The organism is Mesorhizobium sp. L-2-11, assembly GCF_016756595.1.
Classification (GTDB): Bacteria; Pseudomonadota; Alphaproteobacteria; order Rhizobiales; family Rhizobiaceae; genus Mesorhizobium.
In genome coordinates, this window is the sequence record NZ_AP023258.1 from 250,151 (window position 1) to 271,458 (window position 21,308).

Here is a 21,308-nt window from a genome sequence, read left to right on the forward strand (position 1 = left end):
GGACGGCCCGGTGACGACGAAACCTGAGCGCTTCTTTCATGATGTATCCGGATATGGCGGAGGTCCGGTGACGCCATCGAAGATTTCGATGATGATCATCTGCCCTTGATGATAGGCCGGGCATTGTCTGAGGGAGTGCCCGGTAAGATCCTTGTAGCGGTCACGATAGTCCTTTTCGGACGGGTCGACCGACGGCTCGGGAACCGGCATGCCGAGCAGGTCGCGGCAGTGGGCAAGCTTTTGCGCGCGGTAGCGATTGCCGAGGAAGCCGTAGTAGCGGATGCGATGGAAGCCCCCGGGCAGGACGTCCAACGAGAAGCGGCGAATGATCGTCAGACGCAACTGTCATGACCTTCTGCCGATTGCCGTGCCGATAGTCCTTCCAGTGGAAGGCGACTTTGTCGTCCTCGATGGCGACGAGGCGATTGTTGGAAATGGCGACGCGGTGGGTATAGCGGCCGACGTAATCGAGGACCTGTTCGGGTCCGGCGAAGGGCGGCTTGGCATAGACGATCCACTCGGCCTTTCGTAGCAGCGCCAAATAACGCCAGAAGGCGTCGCGCTCGCTCAGGTCCTGCAAGCCAGACTATGTCGAGCGGGAGATTATGTTGCGAGGGCGATCCAGCCCTTGGCGTTTACGGCGACAGCGGCCGGATCGCTTTACATAATTACGTGCCTCGTGCGGCCGCGAGCATCGCCAGCAGGCGGTCGGAGACTCCGGTGAACGTGCCCTTCTTGATCAGCGGCGGAGCACCGGCATCAAGGATATCTAGCTTCTCGGCTGGATCGACCCGCAGATAGATTTCGGTGCTGACGACGCTGCTGTGGCCAAGCCAGAGCGCCACCCGCCTGACATCGCCTGTGGCCTGAAGTGTATGGATGGCACAGGTGTGTCGCAGCACATGCGGTGTCACCCTTTTGCGCGCCAGGGAAGGAGCGGAGCGCTGGGCCGTGCCGATATGCACCGCGAGGCGACTGGCGAAGCCATGCCGCGTGATGGCCTCGCCGCGATAGTTGAGGAACACGGCCTCGACCTTGCTTTTCGGTCGGATGCGCAACCAGTCTTTCAGGACGGTTTGCGTTTCCTTCCAGAGCGGTAGCAACCGTTCACGACGGCCCTTACCGATGACATGGATGCTGTCGGCGGCGGGTAGGTCCACATCATCGAGCTGGAGACCCGTCAGCTCGGACACTCTCAAGCCGCAGGCATATGCCAAGTGGAACATCGCTCTGTCGCGCACACCCGAAGCCGTTCGCCGGTCCGGTGCATCGAGCAATGCCTGCAACTCCGGCCGCGTCAGATAATCGACCAGAGGCTGTTCGATCCGCTTGCTAGGAATCGCCTGCACCTGCATGGCGACGTTGAGGCAGGCGGGCGCGCGATACTCCAGGAACCGGAAGAAGGACTTGATAGCCGCCAGCCGGGCATTGCGGGTGCGAGGGGTATTCGCTCTTTCGGCCTCGATATGATCGAGGAAGTCGAGGATCATTTCCGCGCCGAGCTGCTCGATCTCGATCTCGCACGGGCGCACCCGCAACCGCTGGGCGGCGAAGCCGACAAGGAGTTGGAACGTATAGGCGTAGCTATCGACCGTGTGACGGCTGGCGCCGCGGTCGCGTGGCAGGTGTTCCAACAGATAGGCGGTAAGATGGGGAGCAAGAGCCGTCATGATGCACCGCCTTCCCGGAATGCAGCGGCGGCAGCATCAGCAATCTGGCGAGTTAGAACCGGCGTCGCTTCCAGATACCAATATGTGTCGGTGATACAGGCGTGGCCGAGATAGGTGCTGAGCGCGAGCATGTGCCGGTTGATGTCAGCCCTGCCATCGCCGCACTGTTCGAGAGAACGGACCGCGAAGCTGTGGCGATAATTCCGCATGCGGAATTAACGGCATTGGACTAACCCCGCTCCGCGACCGCGGAGCGGCAAGGGTGTGTGCCGACCGCGTAATCTGATCGCGTCGTCTGTCGCGCTGGTCGTGTGTCCACAACAAGCTCCGACTGCGTCAGCATGGGGTGGCTGCTTGCAGCCCATTCCATCGGACAAAGGAGCTTGTCATGACCCAACTTCGCCAGCGCATGAGTGAGGACATGCAGGTGCGCAACCTCGCGCTCAACACCCAGCTGTCGTATCTGCAACAGGTGTCGCTGTTCGCCCGCCACTTCAGCAAGTCGCCGGACTTGCTCGAGCGAGAGGATATTCGGACCTATCAGGTCTATCTGACCAACGAGAAGAAGCTGTCGCCGGGCTCGATCCACACCGCCATTGCGGCGCTGCGCTTTCTCTACAAGGTGACGCTCGAAAGGGACTGGGCGCCTGAAGAGGTCCTGCCGCTTCCCAAGAAGCCGCAGAAGCTGCCGATCATCCTCAGTCCCGAGGAAGTTCAGCGGTTCCTCGGTTGCGTCCTCGACGTCAAACACCACGCCATCCTGACCACCTGCTATGCCGCCGGCTTGCGCATCTCGGAAGCGGTGCAGCTGAAGCCCACGGACATCGACAGCCAGAGAATGGTCATCCGCGTCGAGCAGGGCAAAGGCCAGAAGGACCGCTACGTGATGCTGTCGCCCAAGCTCCTGGAGATCCTGCGCAACTATTGGAAGCTGCGGCGGCCAGAGGGGTGGCTCTTCCCCGGCGATCGCGCCGGCCAGCCGATCACCAGGGATGCGGTGGGACACGCCTGCGCGAAAGCGCGCGACCTTTCCGGATTGTCCAAACCGGTCACGCCCCACAGCTTGCGCCATGCCTTTGCCGTCCATTTGCTGGAGGCCGGTGCCGACGTGCGCACCATTCAACTGCTGCTCGGTCACAGGAGTCTCGCGACCACCGCCCATTACCTGCGGATCGCCACCAACAAGGTCTGCGCCACGTCGAGCCCCTTCGAGCTCTTACCGCGTCCGGCGCCCACCCCGCCGCCGCCTGCCAAGCCGCAATACTTCTGAGCGGCGCGCCAATGGCCCGCTCGGGGCCGGAAGTGGCGGATATCTTCCGCTGCTACGGCGAAGCCTATCGCGCACAGCACGATGCGTCGCTGTCGACCGCCCAGCGCCGCGTCATGACGGCGATCGAACTGTGCCGGACCGCCGCACTCGGTGGACACGTCGAAGCATGCGATCAATGCGGCCACCGGCGCATCGCCTTCAACAGTTGTCGCGATCGCCACTGTCCCCGCTGCCAATCGCTGGCTCGCGCGCAATGGCTGGAAGCTCGTCGCGCCGAGCTTCTCGACACGCAGTATTTTCATGTCGTCTTCACGCTGCCGGAGCCCATTGCCGCCATTGCCTATCAGAACAAGGCGCTCGTCTACGGCCTGCTCTTCCGCGCCACCGCCGCAACCCTGCGCACCATCGCCGCCGACCCCAAGCACCTGGGCGCCGAGATCGGCTTCTTCGCCGTGCTGCACACCTGGGGCCAGAACCTGCTTCATCATCCGCATCTGCATTGCGTCGTCACCGGCGGAGGCTTGTCTCGCGACGGCCATCGGTGGATCGCATGCAAGCCCGGCTTTTTCTTGCCCGTCCGGGTGCTCTCGCGCCTGTTCCGACGATTGTTCCTGGAGCATCTGGAGAAAGCCTTCGACGCCGGCGAACTGCAGTTTTTCTCTGGCCTGCAGCACCTGAGCGAGCGCGACGCCTTCCAGCGCTATTTGGCGCCGCTACGAAAGGCTGAGTGGGTCGTCTTTGCCAAGCCGCCCTTCGCCGGACCGGAGCAGGTACTCGACTATGTCGGCCGCTATACGCACCGCGTCGCCATTTCCAACAACCGCGTCATCGACATCGAGGACGGCGCCGTGCGTTTCCGCTGGAAGGACTACCGGCACGGCAATCGGCAGAAGGTCATGACCGTTGCGGCCGACGAGTTCATTCGCCGCTTCTTGTTGCACGTCCTGCCCGAGGGCTTCCATCGCATCCGCTACTACGGCTTTCTCGGCAATCGCTACCGGGCGCAAAAACTCGCCCACTGCCGCGACCTGCTCGGCATGCCGGTTCCCGAGCCGTCGGACAGTCGACCCGCAAAGGATTACCGCGACTGCTACGAGGATCTCACCGGTCATTCCCTCAGGCAATGCCCCGCCTGTCGTCAAGGTCAGATGATCATCATCGAAATCTTCGACGGCGCCACTGGACCCCCGCCATACTGGGATACGTCATGAAAGAACCGCGCCGCTTTCGCCGTCACCGCATCGTACAAGCCGTTCGGCCGGAAAACCGAGCCGATCCCGCGAAGGTGCGCGCCGTCACCACCGGCTGCCTCTGTCGGCAGGCCGCGACGCCGGTCCTCACTTTGCCGAACCCATATCCGTTCCGCTTTCGGCGCACGCGACCCCTTGCAATCGCGGCGTCCACGACCGCATCCGGGCCCACGCCATGCCTGTTCATGGGCACGGCCTCAATTGAATGCCCATAGCGGCCACCGGTGCCGGCGGCTTAGTCCAACACGTTTTTAGCTCACCGTCGCGATCCACCTCAGCGCGCTTTCGCCACCCGCCGTTCTGCGCGACGCCAAGCTAAAAACGCTCTGCATAATTCCGGGTGCCGGATTATTCCGAGTGACGCCATCGCCGCGGCGTAATTTTCTCATGATTGCAAGTAATTGGATCAGCGTCGGCCGTTGATTGCTCGACATTATTCGGCTGCTCTTTCTGAGCGTGGACTTTCCCACGCTATAGGGAGAGACAGACGATGATTGATCTGAATGAGGCGCTAGCCAAAGATCGCTGGATAGGCCGATTGGCTAGCCACCTGGATGGTTTCGAGGCTTTGCTCGATGGCCAGGGATACGGCAAAACGACTGTTCAGCAGAAGATTAAGCTCCTGGCCGGTTTCAGTGCTTGGGTGGAGAGGCAGGATGTTCCGCTGAGCTTGCTCGGGGAAGAGGACGCAGATCTATTTCTGACGGAACTTGGTCTGCGCCCGAGGCGTGGCGATGCTTGGACCATTCGGCAGTTGGTACGATATCTGCGCGACACGGGCGGCGTGCCGGTGCTGCTGCCAGAGGTCGATACGAGCGCCAAGGGTAAGCTGATCGACGCATTTGGGGAATACCTGCGCAAGGAGCGTGGTCTCTCGGCATCGACATTGACGAATTATCTGCCGATTATTCGTGGGTTCCTGGACGAACAGTTTGGCGGCAAGGATCCGGGTTTCGACCACCTGCGAGTGGGCGACGTTCATCGGTTCATCGTGCGGCGAGCCCAGGCCGGGTCGCTCGGCCGCGCCAAGTTGGCGGTCACGGCGCTGCGTTCGTTTCTGCGCTTCCTGCAGCAACGCGGTTTGCTTGCGACCGATCTCGCTGTCGCGGTGCCTGGGATCGCCGGCTGGCGCTTGGCACACTTGCCGAAGGCGCTGCGTGCAGAACAGGTCGAACGGCTCCTTGTGTCTTGCGACAGGAGAACACCGGCCGGCCGCAGGGACTACGCGGTTCTGATGCTGCTCGCGCGCCTCGGCTTACGGGGTGGCGAAGTCTCGGCCCTGACCCTGGACGATCTCGACTGGGATTGCGGCGAGATTGTCGTGCATGGCAAGGGTCAACGGCTGGCGCGGCTGCCACTGCCGGCGGATGTCGGTGCCGCCTTGGTCGACTATCTGCGGCAGGATCGGCCTGCTTGCTCAACACGCCGTGTCTTCATTCGCACGCGGGCTCCCAGACGCGGCTTTGTCAGCCAGTCGACTATTTGCTGCATCGTCCGTCGAGCGCTCAAGCGCGCCGGTCTGACGCCGGCGTTCAAGGGTGCGCACCTGCTGCGTCACTCACTCGCCACCGATCTGCTGCGCCGCGGCGCCTCGCTCGTTGAAATCGGTCAACTTCTCCGCCACAGCCAGCCGAACACGACACAGATCTATGCCAAAGTCGACATCGCGGCGTTGCGTGCCATTGCGCTACCCTGGCCAGGAGTCGCATCATGAGCGCGTTGCAAGCGGCGCTCGAAGAGTACCTGGCCGCGCGCCGCGCCCTCGGCCATAAGCTGCGTCTTTCCGGACGGTTGCTGCAGCGCTTCGTTGTCTTTGCCGAATCTTCCGGCGCCACCTTCATCACCACCGAGATTGCCCTGGCCTGGGCCATGCAGCCGGCAGAGGCACAGCCCGCCCAGTGGGCCAACCGGTTGGCGATGGTTCGCCGGTTCGCGCGCTATTGCAGCGCCATTGACCCGCGGACCGTCGTCCCGCCGACCGACCTTCTTCCTCACCGGTATCGTCGACCATCGTCCCCCTATATTTATCGCGACGAAGAGATCACCCGACTGATCGACGCGGCAAAGCGCTTGCCGTCGACAGTCGGCCTTCGCCCGCAGACTTATGCCACGCTCTTCGGCTTGTACGCGGCGACCGGTCTGCGCTGTAACGAACCGCTGCGTCTCGATCGCGGCGACACCGATCTCGTTGACGGCATCCTGACGGTTCGCGACACGAAGTTCGGCAAGTCGCGCTATGTGCCGCTTCACCCCTCGACGCAAGACGCCCTCAAAATCTATGCGGCCAGCCGAGACCGGTCATGCCCAAATCCGGTGAGCTCCAGCTTCTTCCTTTCCGAGCGCGGGACGCGTTTGACCGAATGGGCCGTGCGGTGGACGTTCGTCAAGCTGTCGCGCGAGGTCGGCCTCCGCGGCGCCAATGACTCCCGCGGGCCACGCCTGCACGACCTTCGCCACCGACTGGCCGTGACAACATTGCTGCGCTGGTATCGCAACGGCGTCGATGTCGAACGCCACCTGCCCGAGTTGGCGACCTATCTCGGCCATGCCCACATCACCGACACCTATTGGTATTTGACGGCAACGCCGGAGCTGCTGCAGCAAGCGCTGCTGCGGGCAGAACAATCTCAGCCGGAATCCCGCCCATGAGCGCCGCCCCAACGTTCCCCGCTCTTCTTGAGGCCTTCTTCACCGATCGCCTCATCAGACAACGACAGGCAAGCCCGCATACGCTTGCGAGCTACCGCGATACCTTCTGCCTGCTGCTGGCCTATGCCCAGCGGCAGCTACGCAAGGGGGCCTCGCACGTCACCTTGCCGGATCTCGACACCGCGTTCCTCGGCGCCTTCCTCGATCATCTCGAACGCGACCGCGACAACAGCGCCCGCAGCCGCAATGTCCGTCTTGCCGCCATCCATTCCTTCTTCCGCTATGTGGCGTTGCATGCGCCGGAACACAGCGCATTTGCGCAGCGTGTGCTCGCCATCCCGAGCAAGCGTTATGTTCGCCGGCCGGTCGCCTTCCTCACCAGCATCGAAGTGGCCGCCTTGCTCGCCGCTCCCGACCTCGGCAGCTGGATCGGGCGCCGTGACCGGGCGCTTCTGTTGCTGGCCGTGCAGACCGGCCTGCGTGCTGCCGAAATCGTCGGCCTTCGCTGCGAGGACATTGTCCTCGGCCCGGCCGCCTATGTGCAATGCCAGGGAAAGGGCCGAAAACTCCGCAACACACCGCTTCGCAAGGATACGGTCACGGTGCTGCGTGCCTGGCTTGCCGAGCGACGCGGGCGGAGCGCCGATCCTGCCTTCCCGACGATAAGCGGCACGTCATTGAGTCACGACGCACTTCAATACCTGCTGAACAAGCACCTCGCCGTCGCACGTCGCGACTGCCCATCGCTGGCCAGCAAGCACGTAACGCCGCATGTCCTGAGGCATACCCTGGCAATGGATCTGCTCCAGCACGGCGTCGACCGCTCGGTCATCGCTCTGTGGCTGGGCCACGAGTCGGTCGAAACCACCGCCATCTATCTTCAGGCCGACATGAAGCTCAAGGAGCAAGCTCTGGCAAGGACCGACACGGCCGACATCCGGTTGGGCCGCTACAAGCCCGACGACCATCTCCTCGCATTCCTGAAGAGCCTCTGATAATGCCGACCCAACAGCCACAGATCGCCCGCATTCTTTGGCCTCCCGGCCGTCACTCGGAATAATCCGGCACTCGGAGTTATGGCGAAGGTCGTGAAGCCGTGGTCCACGTCCTTCCGCGTTGCGTACACCGAGCCGCCTGGCGAGCTTGATGAACGCCCTTGTGACACTTGCATGATCGGGAGGCTCGCCGGTCGATATCACGAACAGGTGCGGATCGGGGCCGCCGATACGCCGCCTCAGGGTTAGATATTCCGACAGTGCCTTTCTGGTTGTCGAGTGGATCGGGACAAGCCGGCTCTTGTGGAACTTCGTCTCACGGATCAGAAGGCCGTCCTTCGTCAGGTCGCCTTCCAGCAGCGCGACCGCCTCGGAGACGCGCATGCCCGTCGCCGCAAGGAGCCCGATCAGGTAGTGGTAGGTGTAAGGCGTGATCGAGGCGACAGGCGGCAGCGACAAGGCCGCCTGCATGATCCGCCCGATATCCGGGACCGAGAGGATATGCGGTTGGGGACGTGGCCGCTTGCCCCAGCCGAATGCATCGCGCGGCGGGATCTCGTTGCGATCATCTTCGGCATGCATCGAGATCGCAAAGTGGCGAGCGACCCGCAGCCATTCCCGGGAGCTTTGCACGGATGGAGCGCTGCCCGCCCACTCGATCATGCGGCTGGCAGAGGTATAGGTGTCGCCGGCGGCTTCGGCAAAGGTCGCGTACTTGCGCAGCTTTTGCGCCTGGTCGAAGAACTTGTAGCCAAGGCCGCGTTTGATCGCGACATAGCGCTCGACGTCGCTGATCATCGCCATGTCGCCCTCCCGATCCAGGGTTGAGCCACCTGCATGAGCATCGTCGTGTCGACCTTGGCATAGATGGCGGTCGTTTCGGGCGAGCGATGACGCAGCAATGCGCCGACCGCGTCCAATGTCGCCCCTGATCGCACCATGTTGGTTGCCGCCGAATGACGAAGCAGATGCGCGCCGCGCAGGTTGGGGTTGTCTACCCCGGCGCGCTTCAGAGCGTCGCTGACGACGATCGAGATCGGCCCCGCGTCCGTGAACGGCTTATAGGGCGCGATCGATCTGATGAAGACCCTGTCGGATTCGACAGGCGGTCGCGCGTGTTCGATGTAAGCGGCGAGCGCATCACCGACATCCTGCGGCAGGGGTAGCGCGACGGTGTATCTCGTCTTGCCCGCGACCCTGATGAGGGCAGCGTCCCAGTCGATGTCCTGAAGACGCAGGTTGGCGACATCGCCCCGGCGCAACGCCAATCGTGCCAGAAGCAGGAGGATCGCGCGATCCCGCAATCCTCTCGGCGTCGTGGGATCGCACGATGCGATGACACGTTCGACGTCGTCGTTGAGAATGTAGCGCGGTAGCGTCGCCAGCCGCCATCGCGGTATCCTCGGAATGGCGCCGACAAGTGCCGGCAAACATTCACCTCTCGAAGCGAGGAACCGCAGATACATCCGCAGGGAGCCGCACATTTGCTGCGCGCCCACCCGCGAGACCGTCTTGAGATTCTCAAGGATCACCCGGTTGATCAGCGCCGCGTCATAACTCGCGGGATCGTTGCCGAGTTGCTGACGCAGTCGGGTGACCGCCCTGGCATGATCGAGGATGGTGCTTTCTCCGATACCACGGTGCCGACGCAGCCAATCACGAAAGTCCCGCAGATCATCGGTGCCGGTGGCATCCTCGGATGCCACGCTCGAGAGCACGCCATTCGTGATGAGGAAGCGCACGAAGCGCTCGATCCGGAACTGATAGTCGCGGTTGCGCTCCGCCTTGTGCACGAACGTGCCGGGGCAGATGCACTCGTGCGTGGCGAACCGCCGAAGGATTCCTTCGTCGATGGCGGCCAGCGGTATCCGGTATTGATGAAGCCAGGTTACGAAGTGGCGGCAGCAAAATTCGTAAGCCTTCATGGTGGTCGGCGAGTAGCGCTGTTCGCCGAGATAGGCGATGAAGTCGCCGATGCGCCGGAGCCCTTCATCTAGGGAGGACGGGTTTTCGATCCGGCCGCTTTCCTCCAGGAACCTCACGAAGTGGAAGATGCGTCCCTTGAACACCGGCTTGTGCATGTGGCGCGTTTGATAGCGCTCGCCGGGCGGTCGCGGACAATCGCAGGCGTGTGTCAGGAACCGACGCACCACGTCGCCATCGACCGCATCGACCCCGATGCGATTCCTGTCGAGCCAGATAAGAAGGTGCTTTGCGGGTCCAGGGAATTCCTGAAGATACCCTTCGGCTGCTCCTGTCCTGCGCAAATAGTCCATGAACTCCGTGACCAGCGGCCACGATCGCGCATTGCCGTCGGCGTCTTCCGGAAAACATCCGAGTGGTAGTTGATCAGTCATTACAATGTTCCTTTCGTCGTCAGACATCAGGAGCATTGTGGATTCAGCAGTGAAGTAGAACGGAGAGCCTACATTACGCAGACGGGCTGCTGAGATCAGCAATCAGGCGGAATGGTTTCAACGAACATCTAAAGCGTCAGGAATCGACCCCATTGGGCAGTTCGCTCGCCCTCGGCTACTCACGCCCATGACCCAAAGGCGGCTTTTGGGAGCTCGATTCAACGCCGGCAAGCGGACTTTCGAGAGGATCGACGCTCGCCATCCGCCTTCGTAGTTGTGGCTCGAAATGCTCAATGTTTCTGCAACTCTCAATGGCCACGGGTCTTGGTGAGCGTAGCCGACGGTAGCTCTCCAAATTGGCGTCGATAGGCGGCCGAGAAACGCCCGAAATGGTTGAAACCATACTGTGCGGCGACAGCAGTCACGCTGGTCTCCTCGCTGGGACGCTGTAGCACCCGATGCGTGGCGTTGAGCCGCAGTTCGGCCAGGAGCCTCAAGGGCGGGCGACCGAAGGCTTCGACGCAGCTGAGATACAGTGTGCGCTCTCTGGCGCCAACCAGCAGGCACAATTCGGTGATGCTGGGTGGGTCGTCGAGCCGGTCGAGCAGCAGCTTGAGCACCGCCCGCGCGATGCGGGCTCGGCTGTGCAGGGGCTCGATGATTTCGGCGGAAGGGATCAGCCCGAGGATGACTTCGACGATCTGTGCTTCGACCACGGGCAAGCTGCAGTCGCTCCAGAGAGCATCCGGTCTGACGCTGAGCACCTGCAGCAAGTCAGATAGTGCCTCGGCACGGCGCGTCATCTCGGTCGCAGGAATCTGCCATCGCGGCGACGGAAGGTCGACGTCGACCTTCTCGATGCCGCGCCGCACCTGCACCCAGTGGTTGATCCTCGCTGTCGGCAGCACGACGACCATGAGGTCGATCGCTCCGGTCGCCGTAAGGCCGATGTCGTCGCGCGAGGTGGCAACCAGCAGCTGGCCGGGAGGTGCGGGCCTGCGGCGTATGTGCAGCGACCCTTCCGTCATCAGCGGCAAGCCGAAGGCCCATGTGCCTGACGGCGCGGCCCCGCGCTGCAAAACCCCAGTCGACCGGGTTTCACGAGCTAACTGAAGTTGGCCAAGCACGAGCTGTGTCAACCGGCCATGGAAACGCCCAGGCCCGATCTGCTCGTATTGCAGATTCCAGGCAAGCGGGCTCGCCGCCAAGGCGTCGATATCTTCGAAGCGGCCTTCGACGACTTGTGGTAGGCTCGCTGATCCATTCATCGGGCTGCGACGCGTCTGCCGGAATTGCAGGATGTGGATAGCCTAGCACGGGATTTGCAGAATACGGATAGTGGAATTCCGGTACATCGCTAGACTTCCGCTATGTCGCAGAGGCCGCCTGGGAGGACGTCGCTCTCAAATTCGAGCAAACGTCCGCCGCGCTGAAGTCATCACAGGTCCACCGCCGCGGTTCGCAGCATGCAGTCAAGTCGCGTTCCGGATCGCGAGAGGCGCGGCCTGCACACGAAGAAAGACGCAATGCGCCGGGGCCGCGCATGGTTGCCGGCGCAACAACGATACGCGCAGCTCTTCGGCTGCATCCTGAGGGAGAAGCATCATGAGCGACGACCATTCCGAAAAGAAACCGCAAGGGAATTCCCCGCAGCGCAGCGACGGTTTGAGCCGCCGCGATCTCCTGCTCAGCGGCGCCTCTCTGCTGACCGCCGCGACCGTGTCGGGTGGCGCTGTCGCCACGTCGGTGACCCGCGCGTCGGCGCAAACGGAGGGCACCGGCGTAGACGCGGCGACTACATTCGACCGCACCGTGCTGCCGCCTCCCGAGGTGCCGTTCCGGGGCGAGATTCATCAAGCCTATAAGGACTCGAAGCCAGATTATCCCCAGTCGCTGAAGGCGCCGAAGGGCGCCCCCAATGTTCTGCTCATCATGGGCGACGACATCGGCTACGCCCACATGAGCGCATTCGGTGGGCCGGCGAATACGCCGGTGTTCGACCGGCTGTCGGCGCAGGGGTTGCGCTTCAGCAACTTCCACACGACGCCCGTTTGCTCGGCGTCGCGCGCCGCACTGCTCACCGGGCGCAACGCGCATTCCGTCGGCATGGGCTTCGTACCGGAGGGCGCGGTCGGCTTCCCAGGATACAACGCTACTATCCAGCGCAGCAGCGCCACGGTCTTCGAAATCCTGCGGCAGAACGGTTACGGCACTGCCTGGATTGGCAAGACCCACCTCACGCCCCTCCATGAAACTTCTTCGGCAGGCCCGTTCGACCGGTGGCCGATCGGCATGGGCGCCGAGTATTTCTACGGCTTCTTTGGTGCCGGTGTGAGCCAGTGGTATCCGCCGCTCTGGGAGAACACGACACCGTTGCGGGCGCAAAAAACGCCGGAGCAAGGCTACCATCTGGAGGCCGACATGGCCGACCGGACCATCGGCTGGATCGAGCGGCAAAAGTCGATTTATCCCGAAAAGCCGTGGATGGTCTATTACGCCCCGAACGGGCACAAGCCGCCGGTCGGCGTGCCGCGCGAGTGGATCGACAAATATCGGGGCAAGTTCGACGACGGCTACGACCAGCTGCGCGAGCGTATTCTGGCACGGCAGAAGGACCTGGGGATCGTTGCCCCCGACACCAAACTCGCGGCCATGCCCGCGAGCCTCCCGGCCTGGGATACGCTCACCGACACGGACAAGAAGGTCGGCGCCCGGTGGATGGAGGTTTTCTGCGGGTCAGTCGAATACACCGACTTCCAGATCGGCCGCATCATCGATGCCATCGCTGAAACCGGCGACCTCGACAACACACTCATCATCTACCTCGCCGGTGACAACGGACCGACGCCAGAGGGCGGTCTGCACGGCACCATGAACAAGCTCAGCACATTCAACGGCGTCCCGGAGTCGCTCGACGACCTGGCGAAGCAGATCGACGATTTTGGCGGTCCCAATTCGCACGGCAGCTATCCCGCCGCCTGGGCTTACGCCACGTCGACGCCATTCACCTACGGCAAGGAAGTGGCCTCGGGCGGCGGCTGCAGCACGTCGCTGGCGATCTCCTGGCCGGCGCGCATCAAGGACCTGGGCGGCATCCGCCCGCAGTTTCATCACCTCATCGACGTGCTCCCGACCATTCTGGAGTGCGCCGGGCTGCCGGAGCCGAAACGGGTCGACGGGGCCGACCAGAAGCCGATGCAAGGCGTGAGCATGGTCTACGCCTTCGACGACGGAGCGGCAGCAGACCGGCACACGACGCAGTACTTCGAGTTGCTCGGCGGCCGCGCGATCTATCATGACGGCTGGTGGGCCGGCACCCGTCACGGTTTCGACGGGCTAGTCCATGGACACGCTGTGCCTTACGACCAGGACGTCTGGGAACTCTACGACATGCGCAGCGACTTCGGCCAAGCCAATGACCTGGCGGAGCAAAACCCTGAGAAGCTCAAGGAGTTGCAGACGCTCTTCGACAGCGAGGCCCGCAAATACAACGTGTATCCGCTGGCCGACGACTTGACCGCGTTGCTGACCGCCGAGCGGCCGAAGCTCGTCGCGGGCAACAAGGCCAGCTACGGCCCTGGCACCGTCCGGCTTCCGGAGGACGGGGTCATCAACATCAAGAACCGGTCGTTTTCTGTCGTTGCCGAGGTCGAAAACCCTGATGGCAACGCGGAAGGCGTGCTCGTCACTCTCGGCGGAGAGACAGGCGGCTACGCCCTTTTGGTGCAGGACGGCAAGCCGACCTTCCACTACAACTTTCTCGGTCTTGAGCGGTACACCATAGCCTCCTCGCAGCCTTTGCCGGCAGGGTCATCAACGATCTCCTTCGATTTCGCCTATGACGGCGGCGGCATGGGCAAGGGCGGCACAGGCACCCTGACCGTCAATGGCAGCAAGGTGGGCGAAGGCCGGATCGAGAAAACACAACCGGTCGTCTTCTCTACCGATGACACCTTCGATGTCGGCGAGGATTGGGGCACGCCGGTGTCGCCGACATATGCGCCTCCTTTCAAGTTCACCGGCAAGCTGAAGAAGGTTACGGTGGAGACCAAGTGAAGCCAGTTCACGCAAACCCGTTTGGCAAATTGCCGAGCAGGTGCCGCAGCTCCTTCGCGAGACAAGGTAAGGGTGTTCCGTTGAGCAGTGTTGTCACCTTCGGATATCAACAGGATGCGTCTCCCATCCGGCCGCCATACCCAAACATGGTCTGGATTCCCGGCGGCGAGTTCCTGATGGGCTCGGATAGTGGTTATGCCGAGGAAGCACCGGCCCACAGGGTGCGCGTCGACGGCTTCTGGATGGACTGCTTCGCCGTCACCAACGCAGACTTCGAACGGTTCGTTGCGGAAACCGGATACGTCACGATCGCCGAGAAGCCGGCCAACCCGGCAGACTATCCGGGGGCGCTGCCTGAGTTGCTGTCGCCGTCATCGACCATCTTCAAGAAACCAGCCGGATCGGTCGATGTGCGCAACCACTACAATTGGTGGGTCTATGTCGCAGGAGCCAATTGGCGTCATCCGCGCGGGCCGGCGAGCACCATCAGGAAACTGATGGAGCATCCAGTCGTCCACGTCGCCTTCGAGGACGTCGAGGCTTACGCGAAGTGGGCGGGCAAGGAACTGCCGACCGAAGCCGAATGGGAGTTCGCCGCACGCGGCGGGCTGGACGGCGCCGAGTATGTCTGGGGCGACGAGTTGACGCCCGGCGGAAAGCACATGGCGAATGTCTGGCAGGGCGAATTCCCCCACCGCAACACGCTGGATGACGGTTTCGAATATACTGCCCCGGTCGGCTCATTCCCGCCAAACGGCTACGGCCTTCACGATATGGCCGGCAATGTCTGGCAATGGACGGCGGATTGGTATCAGGAGCATGGCAACATCGACAGCCCGTGCTGCACGGCCGCCAATCCGCGCGGCGGCGGACGGGAGACGAGCTACGATCCCCGCGAGCCGGACGTTAAGATGCCACGCAAGGTCACCAAGGGCGGCTCGCACCTGTGCGCGCCGAATTATTGCCGCCGCTACCGGCCCGCCGCACGCATGGCGCAGCCCATCGACACATCGATTTCGCATCTGGGTTTTCGGCTCATCGTCAGGGGACGCGAGCCAGGCGGAAGTCACGCGCAGAAAGAAAAGTGACGTCTGGCGATAGCAAAAAAACGAATGGAGGGGTTGAATGTATCGCCGAATTCTGATTGCCGCGCTGGCGGGTTTTGTTGTGCTGCCAGCGGACGCCTATGCCGATGAGAACGGCATAAGCTTCTGGCTTCCCGGTCAGTACGGCAGCTTTGCCGCGACGCCAGCGACGCCCGGTTGGTCATGGGCGACCATTTATTATCACAGCTCGGTCGAAGCCGGCGCCGATCAGCAATTCCCGCGCGGCGGCGAGGTCGATGTGGGCCTGGGTGGGAGGGCTGACATCATTGTGTTCGGGCCAAGCTATACGTTCGAAACGCCGGTCCTCGATGGCGCCCAGTTGACGCTGAGTGTTTTGACGGCAGGAGGCTACAGCGAGGCAAGCGTTGATGCCGTGCTGACGGGTCCAGGAGGCGTACCGATTTCCGGCAGCGCGAGCGATTCCGTCACCGGTTTCGGCGACCTCTATCCATCGGCCACGCTGAAATGGAACCAAGGCGTCAACAACTTCATGACCTACGTCATGGGAGACATTCCCGTCGGCGCCTATGATCCGGATCGGCTGGCAAACCTTGGCATCGGGCACGGCGCGATAGATGCTGGCGGCGGCTACACCTATTTCAATCCGGCCACCGGCTACGAGGCTTCGGCGGTGCTCGGCTTCACCTACAATTTCGAGAACCCCGACACCGATTATCAGAACGGCATCGACATGCATATCGACTGGGGGGCTTCGAAGTTCCTCAGCGAGCAGTTCTTCGTCGGCGCTGCCGGTTATTATTACCAGCAACTGACCGGAGACAGTGGCGCCGGCGCCATCCTTGGCGATTTCAAGTCTCGCGTCGCGGGCATCGGCCCGCAGGTCGGCTACCTCTTCCCGGTCGGCGACAAAATGCAGGGTGCGCTCAACGTGAAAGCCTACTGGGAGTTCGCCGCTGAAAACAGGACGGAGGGCTGGAACTTCTGGGCGGGATTCGCCCTGTCGCCTGCTGCAGCGAAGAGGGAATAAGCTGCCCAACGCCACGATGCCCCGCATTGCGTCTGACGAGTTAGCCCCTTGGGAGACAATGGGCAGACCGAGCGGCATCCAGCGATGAAGTTGACTGGCCACTAGCTCCCATGGTTGTGCCGGTTCGATTTCGGCGCGGCGCGAATGTCCCCTCCGGAGAGCGTCGCGAATGTCGGGAAATTGCGCTCGTTGCTCGTTCCAGTCGACGAAGATGTAGGCCCGGAAGTCAACATTCTTCGACTTTTTCACAGGCAGAAGCGTGAGGAGCAGCAAGCGTCATGTCACTTTTCATCTGCGTGCTCCTCTTCTTTCTGCATTTGAAAAAGCATGCCGGTTATGTTGAGAGAAACCTGCCCAATGCCTTAAATTTAGAAGCAGCAGGCCGGCGGCTCTACATAATCCTGTGCTCGACATAGTGCAGAGCGTTTTTAGCTTGGCGTCGCGCAGAAAGGCGGGTGGCGAGAGCGTACTGAGGCCGATCGCGGCGGTGAGCTAAAAACGTGTTGGACTAAGCCGCCGGCACGGGTGGCCGCTATGGGCGTTCAATCGAGGCGGTGCCCATGAACAGGCGTCGTGTGGTTTGGGGATGCCGTCGCGGAGGCCGCGATTGCAAGGGTCGCGTGCGCCGAAGCGGCACGGATATGGGTTGCGGCAAAGTGAGGACCGGTGTCGCGCCCTGCCGACAGAGGCAGCCGGGGGTGACGGCGCGCAGCTTCGCGGGACCGGCTCGGTTGTCGGGCCGAACGGCTCGTGCGATGCGGTGACGGCGAAAGCGGAGCGGTTCTTTCATGATGTATCCCAGTATGGCCGGGGTCCAGTGGCGCCGTCGAAGATTTCGACGATGATCATCTGGCCTTGACGACAGGCCGGGCATTGCCTGAGGCAATGACCGGTGAGATCCTCGTAGCGGTCGCGGTAGTCCCTTTCGGATGAGCCATCCGACGGCTCGGGAACCGGCATGCCGAGCAGGTCGCGGCAGTGGGCGAGCTTTTGCGCGCGGTAACGATTGCCGAGAAAGCCGTAGTAGCGGATGCGATGGAAGCCGTCGGGCAGGACGTGCAACAAGAAGCGGCGAATGAACTCGTCGGCCGCAACGGTCATGACCTTTTGCCGATTGCCGTGCCGGTAGTCCTTCCAGCGGAAACGAACGGCGTTGTCCTCGATGTCGATGAGACGGTTGTTGGAGATGGCGACGCGGTGCGTATAGCGCCCGACATAGTCGAGCACCTGTTCGGGTCCGGCGAAAGGCGGCTTGGCAAAGACGACCCACTCAGCCTTTCGTAGCGGCGCCAAATAACGCCGGAAGGCGTCGCGCTCGCTCAGGTGCTGCAGGCCAGAGAAAAACTGCAACTGGTTGGCGTCGAAGGCTTTCTTCAGATGTTCCAGGAACAATCGTCGGAACAGGCGTGAGAGCACCCGGACGGGCAAGAAGAAGCCGGGCTTGCAGGCGATCCATCGATTGCCGTCGGAAGACAGGCCGCCGCCGGCGACGACGCAATGCAGGTGCGGATGATGGAGCAGGTTCTGGCCCCAGGTGTGCAGCACGGCGAAGAAGCCGATCTCGGCGCCCAGGTGCTTGGGGTCGGCAGCAATGGTGCGCAGGGTCTCGGCGGCGGCACGGAAGAGCAGGCCGTAGACGAGCGCCTTGTTCTGATAAGCGATGGCGGCAATGTCGCCGGGCAGCGTGAAGACGACGTGAAAGTACTGTGTGTCGAGAAGTTCAGCGCGACGATCCTCCAGCCATTGCGCGCGGGCCAGCGACTGGCACTTCGGGCAATGGCGATCGCGGCAGCTGTTGAACGCAATGCGGCTATGACCGCAGTGATCGCACGCTTCGACGTGCCCGCCGAGCGCGGCGGTCCGGCACAGTTCGATCGCCGTCATGACGCGGCGCTGGGCGGTCGACAGCGACGCGTCATGCTGCTCGCGATAGGCTTCGCCGTAGTAGCGGAAGATATCCGCCACTTCCGGCCCCGAGCGGGCCATCGGCGCGAGCTCAGAAGTACTGAGGCTTGGCGGGTGGCGGCAGGATGGGCGCCGGACGCGGTAAGAGCTCAAAAGGGCTCGATGTGGCGCAGACTTTGTTGGTGGCAATCCGCAGGTAATGGGCGGTGGTCGCGAGGCTGCGGTGACCGAGCAAGAGTTGAATGGTGCGCACGTCGGCGCCGGCCTCCAACAGATGGACGGCGAAGGCGTGTCGCAAACTGTGGGGCGTGACCGGTTTGGACAAGCCGGAGCGGTCGCGCGCTTTCGCGCAGGCGTGTCCCACCGCATCCCTGGTGATCGGCTGGTCGGCACGATCGCCGGGGAAGAGCCACGCCTTTGGCCGGCGCACCTTCCAATAGTTGCGCAGGATCTCCAGCAGCTTGGGCGACAGCATCACGTAGCGGTCCTTCTGGCCTTTGCCCTGCTCGACGCGGATGACCATTCTCTGGCTGTCGATGCCCGTGGGCTTCAGCCGAACCGCTTCCGAGATGCGCAAGCCGGCGGCATAGCAAGTGGTCAGGATGGCGTGGTGTTTGACGTCGAGGACGCAACCGAGGAACCGCTGAACTTCGTCGGGACTGAGGATGATCGGCAGCTTCTGCGGCTTCTTGGGAAGCGGCAGGACCTCTTCAAGCGCCCAGTCCCTTTCGAGCGTCACCTTGTAGAGAAAGCGCAGCGCCGCAATGGCGATGTGGATCGAGCCGGGCGCCAGCTTCTTCTCGTTGATCAGATAGACCTGATAGGTCCGAATGTCCTCGCGCCCGAGCAAGTCCGGCGACTTGCTAAAATAGCGGGCGAACAGCGACACCTGCTGCAGATACGACAGCTGGGTGTTGAGCGCGAAGTTGCGCACCTCCATGTCCTCGCTCATGCGCTGGCGAAGTTGGGTCATGACAAGCTCCTTTGTCGGATGGAATGGGCTGCAAGCAGCCACTCCATGCTGACGCAGTCGGAGCTTGTTGTGGACACATGACCAACGCGACAGACGACGCGATCAAGACCACGCTGTCGGCACACACCCTCCTTGCCGCTCCGCGATCGCGGAGCGGGTTAGTCCAATTCGGCTTATGTTGAACTCGACATAAGCCGAAGAAGAACTTCAACTGGCCGGCGTCGAAGGCTTTCTCAAGATGTTCCAGGAACAATCGTCGGAACAGGCGCGAGAGAACCCGGACCGGGAGGAAGAAGCCGGGCTTGCAGGCGATCCACCGATGGCCGTTGCGAGACAAGCCTCCGCCGGTGACGACGCAATGCAGATGCGGATGATGTAGCAGGTTCTGGCCCCAGGTGTGAGCACGGCGAAGAAGCCGATCTCGGCGCCCAGGTGCTTGGGATCGCCGAGCAGCTCCCGCACATGTGCCTCTTTTCGAGGGAAGGAGCTAACATCCTCTACCTGGAGTGCGCAGCAGTGATCGATGGCCCTAGCGGAGGCGTAAGGTGGGAACGATTCAAGACCGCAGCCGTTATCGCGGGGCACAAAACCGACGATGGGGGCATTGTGAACACAACACAAGACGCGGCACCAGTTACTTCGGGTGTGGCCGGCCTCGACTATATCCTTCGCGGCGGCTACGCAAAATTTCGCTCCCACCTTATCGAAGGACGGCCTGGGTCGGGCAAGACCACGCTCGGGCTCCAGTTCCTCATCAACGGAGCTTCGCTCGGCGAGAAGTGCCTCTACATCACGCTTTCGGAAAGCAGGCGGGAATTGCTGTCTGTGGCCGGCAGGCACGGATGGGATCTGAAGGGCGTGGATATATTCGAGCTGGTGCCCCCCGAACTCAGCCTTGATCCGTCGCAGTTGCAGACGGTCGTCCATTCCTCCGATCTGGAACTCGGCGAAACGGTCACTGCGGCCCTGGCGGAAATAGAACGGGTCAAGCCGGACAGAGTGGTGTTCGATTCCTTGTCCGAGATCCGGCTGCTGTCGCAGGGGTCGCTTCGCTATCGCCGGCAGGTGTTGGCGCTCAAGAGCTTTTTTCTCCTGAACAATGCTACGGTCTTGCTGCTCGACGACCTGACGGCGGAGCATGACGATCTCAACCTTCATTCGATAACCCACGGTGTTATCCGCATGGAGCAGGTGACGCCGATCTATGGCGGTGAGCGACGGCGCCTTCGGCTTATCAAGATGCGCGGCGTGGAACTCAGGGGCGGCTACCATGACTTCGTCATACGGCCAGGCGGCGTTGAAGTGTTCCCGCGCTTGGTCGCAGGCGATCACGACCAGACCGCGGGGGGGCCTCCCGCGCTCAGTGGCAATGGGGTCGACGCATTGCTAGGCAACGGTCTGGAGCGCGGCACAAGCACCCTGTTGATGGGACCCTCGGGGGTTGGCAAATCGACGATTGCCAGTTCCTATGCTCATGCAGCCCTCAATCGTGGGGAGCGAGTGCTCGTTCTGCTCTTTGACGAGACGAGACGAATCTTCCTCGACAGAGCTGCTAGCTTGAACATGACGCTCGACCCCTTTTGGAAGAGCGGCATGCTGCTTTTGGACAAGATTGACCCGGCGGAGATCTCCGCCGGCGAATTGTCGTCGCGGATCCAGTCAGCCGTGGAGCGGTCAGGTACCAGGATTGTCATCGTCGACAGCCTGACCGGCTACCTGAACTCGATGTCGGAAGAGCAACATCTCGTTCTCCAGATGCATGAGATCTTGACGTATCTTAATCAGAAGAGCGTCGTCACGATTCTTCTGCTCGCCAATCATGGCCTTGTTGGCCAGATGGCGGCGCCCGTCGATCTCACCTACCTGTGCGATGCGGTGCTGTTGCTGCGCTTCTTCGAAAACGCTGGCCGTGTGAGGCGGGCGATCTCAGTGATCAAGAAGCGCGTGGGCGCGCACGAGGACACCATTCGGGAGTTCAGGATCAGCGCCGAAGGGGTCGCGGTCGGCGAGCCGCTCGACGAGTTCCGCGGCATCCTGACTGGCGCACCGGTTTTCGAAGGCAAACACTCCGACCTGCTCAGCGGATAGA

General features: G+C 62.3%; 15 protein-coding genes and 3 pseudogenes. 9 read left to right on the forward strand and 9 right to left on the reverse strand.

Annotation, left to right across the window (positions count from 1 at the left end; translation table 11 throughout):
* Nucleotides 1–36: 36 nt before the first annotated feature.
* The 3 genes and pseudogenes from JG739_RS32650 to JG739_RS32660 form a co-directional block, all read right to left on the reverse strand.
* Nucleotides 37–520, reverse strand: a pseudogene (locus JG739_RS32650) (IS91 family transposase); the annotation flags it as partial.
* Between the two features lie 148 nt (nt 521–668).
* Nucleotides 669–1,670, reverse strand: coding sequence for a tyrosine-type recombinase/integrase (locus tag JG739_RS32655; RefSeq protein ID WP_202367881.1), 1,002 nt, complete (start codon nt 1,668–1,670; stop codon nt 669–671).
* Nucleotides 1,667–1,879 (reverse strand): hypothetical protein, encoded by a 213-nt coding sequence (locus tag JG739_RS32660; RefSeq protein WP_202367882.1) that lies wholly within the window; start codon nt 1,877–1,879, stop codon nt 1,667–1,669. Before JG739_RS32660 ends, JG739_RS32655 begins: the two co-directional genes overlap by 4 nt.
* A gap of 179 nt (nt 1,880–2,058) precedes the next feature.
* Here JG739_RS32660 and JG739_RS32665 point away from each other — a divergent pair, with 179 nt between their 5' ends.
* From JG739_RS32665 to JG739_RS32685, 5 genes are all read left to right on the forward strand, one after another.
* Nucleotides 2,059–2,940 (forward strand): tyrosine-type recombinase/integrase, encoded by an 882-nt coding sequence (locus tag JG739_RS32665; protein WP_202367883.1) that lies wholly within the window; start codon nt 2,059–2,061, stop codon nt 2,938–2,940.
* A gap of 11 nt (nt 2,941–2,951) precedes the next feature.
* Nucleotides 2,952–4,151, forward strand: a complete 1,200-nt coding sequence (locus JG739_RS32670) for an IS91 family transposase (protein WP_202367884.1) — start codon at nt 2,952–2,954, stop codon at nt 4,149–4,151.
* Nucleotides 4,152–4,680: 529 nt separating this feature from the next.
* Nucleotides 4,681–5,904, forward strand: coding sequence for a site-specific integrase (locus JG739_RS32675; protein ID WP_202367885.1), 1,224 nt, complete (start codon nt 4,681–4,683; stop codon nt 5,902–5,904).
* Nucleotides 5,901–6,839, forward strand: a complete 939-nt coding sequence (locus tag JG739_RS32680; protein WP_202367886.1) for a tyrosine-type recombinase/integrase — start codon at nt 5,901–5,903, stop codon at nt 6,837–6,839. The genes JG739_RS32675 and JG739_RS32680 overlap by 4 nt, the downstream gene beginning before the upstream one ends.
* A complete protein-coding gene (locus JG739_RS32685) occupies nt 6,836–7,834 on the forward strand; it encodes a tyrosine-type recombinase/integrase (RefSeq protein WP_202367887.1) in 999 nt (332 codons plus the stop codon). Before JG739_RS32680 ends, JG739_RS32685 begins: the two co-directional genes overlap by 4 nt.
* 138 nt (nt 7,835–7,972) lie before the next feature.
* Here JG739_RS32685 and JG739_RS36290 read toward each other — a convergent pair.
* From JG739_RS36290 to JG739_RS32695, 3 genes and pseudogenes are all read right to left on the reverse strand, one after another.
* Nucleotides 7,973–8,638: pseudogene (locus tag JG739_RS36290) on the reverse strand (tyrosine-type recombinase/integrase); the annotation flags it as partial.
* Nucleotides 8,629–10,293, reverse strand: coding sequence for a tyrosine-type recombinase/integrase (locus JG739_RS32690; protein ID WP_202367888.1), 1,665 nt, complete (start codon nt 10,291–10,293; stop codon nt 8,629–8,631). The gene JG739_RS32690 and the pseudogene JG739_RS36290, both read right to left, overlap by 10 nt.
* A gap of 206 nt (nt 10,294–10,499) precedes the next feature.
* The gene (locus tag JG739_RS32695; RefSeq protein ID WP_202367889.1) at nt 10,500–11,459 is read right to left on the reverse strand and encodes a helix-turn-helix domain-containing protein; all 960 of its coding nucleotides are present in this window, start codon (nt 11,457–11,459) and stop codon (nt 10,500–10,502) included.
* Between the two features lie 337 nt (nt 11,460–11,796).
* On the opposite strand from JG739_RS32695, the gene JG739_RS32700 reads away from it, so the two are divergent.
* The 3 genes from JG739_RS32700 to JG739_RS32710 all read left to right on the forward strand — a co-directional run bounded on the left by JG739_RS32700 (nt 11,797) and on the right by JG739_RS32710 (nt 16,341).
* Entirely contained in the window at nt 11,797–14,247 is a 2,451-nt protein-coding gene (locus JG739_RS32700) for an arylsulfatase (protein ID WP_202367890.1), read from the forward strand.
* 146 nt (nt 14,248–14,393) lie between these two features.
* Entirely contained in the window at nt 14,394–15,335 is a 942-nt protein-coding gene (locus JG739_RS32705; RefSeq protein ID WP_202367917.1) for a formylglycine-generating enzyme family protein, read from the forward strand.
* Nucleotides 15,336–15,372: 37 nt separating this feature from the next.
* Nucleotides 15,373–16,341 (forward strand): SphA family protein, encoded by a 969-nt coding sequence (locus tag JG739_RS32710; protein ID WP_202367891.1) that lies wholly within the window; start codon nt 15,373–15,375, stop codon nt 16,339–16,341.
* A 786-nt stretch (nt 16,342–17,127) separates the two neighbouring features.
* On the opposite strand, the gene JG739_RS32715 is transcribed toward JG739_RS32710, so the two are convergent.
* The 3 genes and pseudogenes from JG739_RS32715 to JG739_RS32725 form a co-directional block, all read right to left on the reverse strand.
* Nucleotides 17,128–18,327 carry an IS91 family transposase gene (locus JG739_RS32715; RefSeq protein WP_202367892.1) on the reverse strand — a complete coding sequence of 400 codons (1,200 nt, stop codon included), beginning with the start codon at nt 18,325–18,327 and terminating at the stop codon, nt 17,128–17,130.
* Between the two features lie 10 nt (nt 18,328–18,337).
* Entirely contained in the window at nt 18,338–19,219 is an 882-nt protein-coding gene (locus JG739_RS32720) for a tyrosine-type recombinase/integrase (protein ID WP_202367893.1), read from the reverse strand.
* Nucleotides 19,220–19,400: 181 nt separating this feature from the next.
* Nucleotides 19,401–19,672 (reverse strand): annotated as a pseudogene (locus JG739_RS32725) (transposase); the annotation flags it as partial.
* Nucleotides 19,673–19,864: 192 nt separating this feature from the next.
* On the opposite strand from JG739_RS32725, the gene JG739_RS32730 reads away from it, so the two are divergent.
* Nucleotides 19,865–21,307: an ATPase domain-containing protein gene (locus JG739_RS32730; RefSeq protein ID WP_244750027.1), complete on the forward strand. Its 1,443-nt coding sequence runs from the start codon at nt 19,865–19,867 to the stop codon at nt 21,305–21,307.
* Nucleotide 21,308 lies beyond the last annotated feature (1 nt).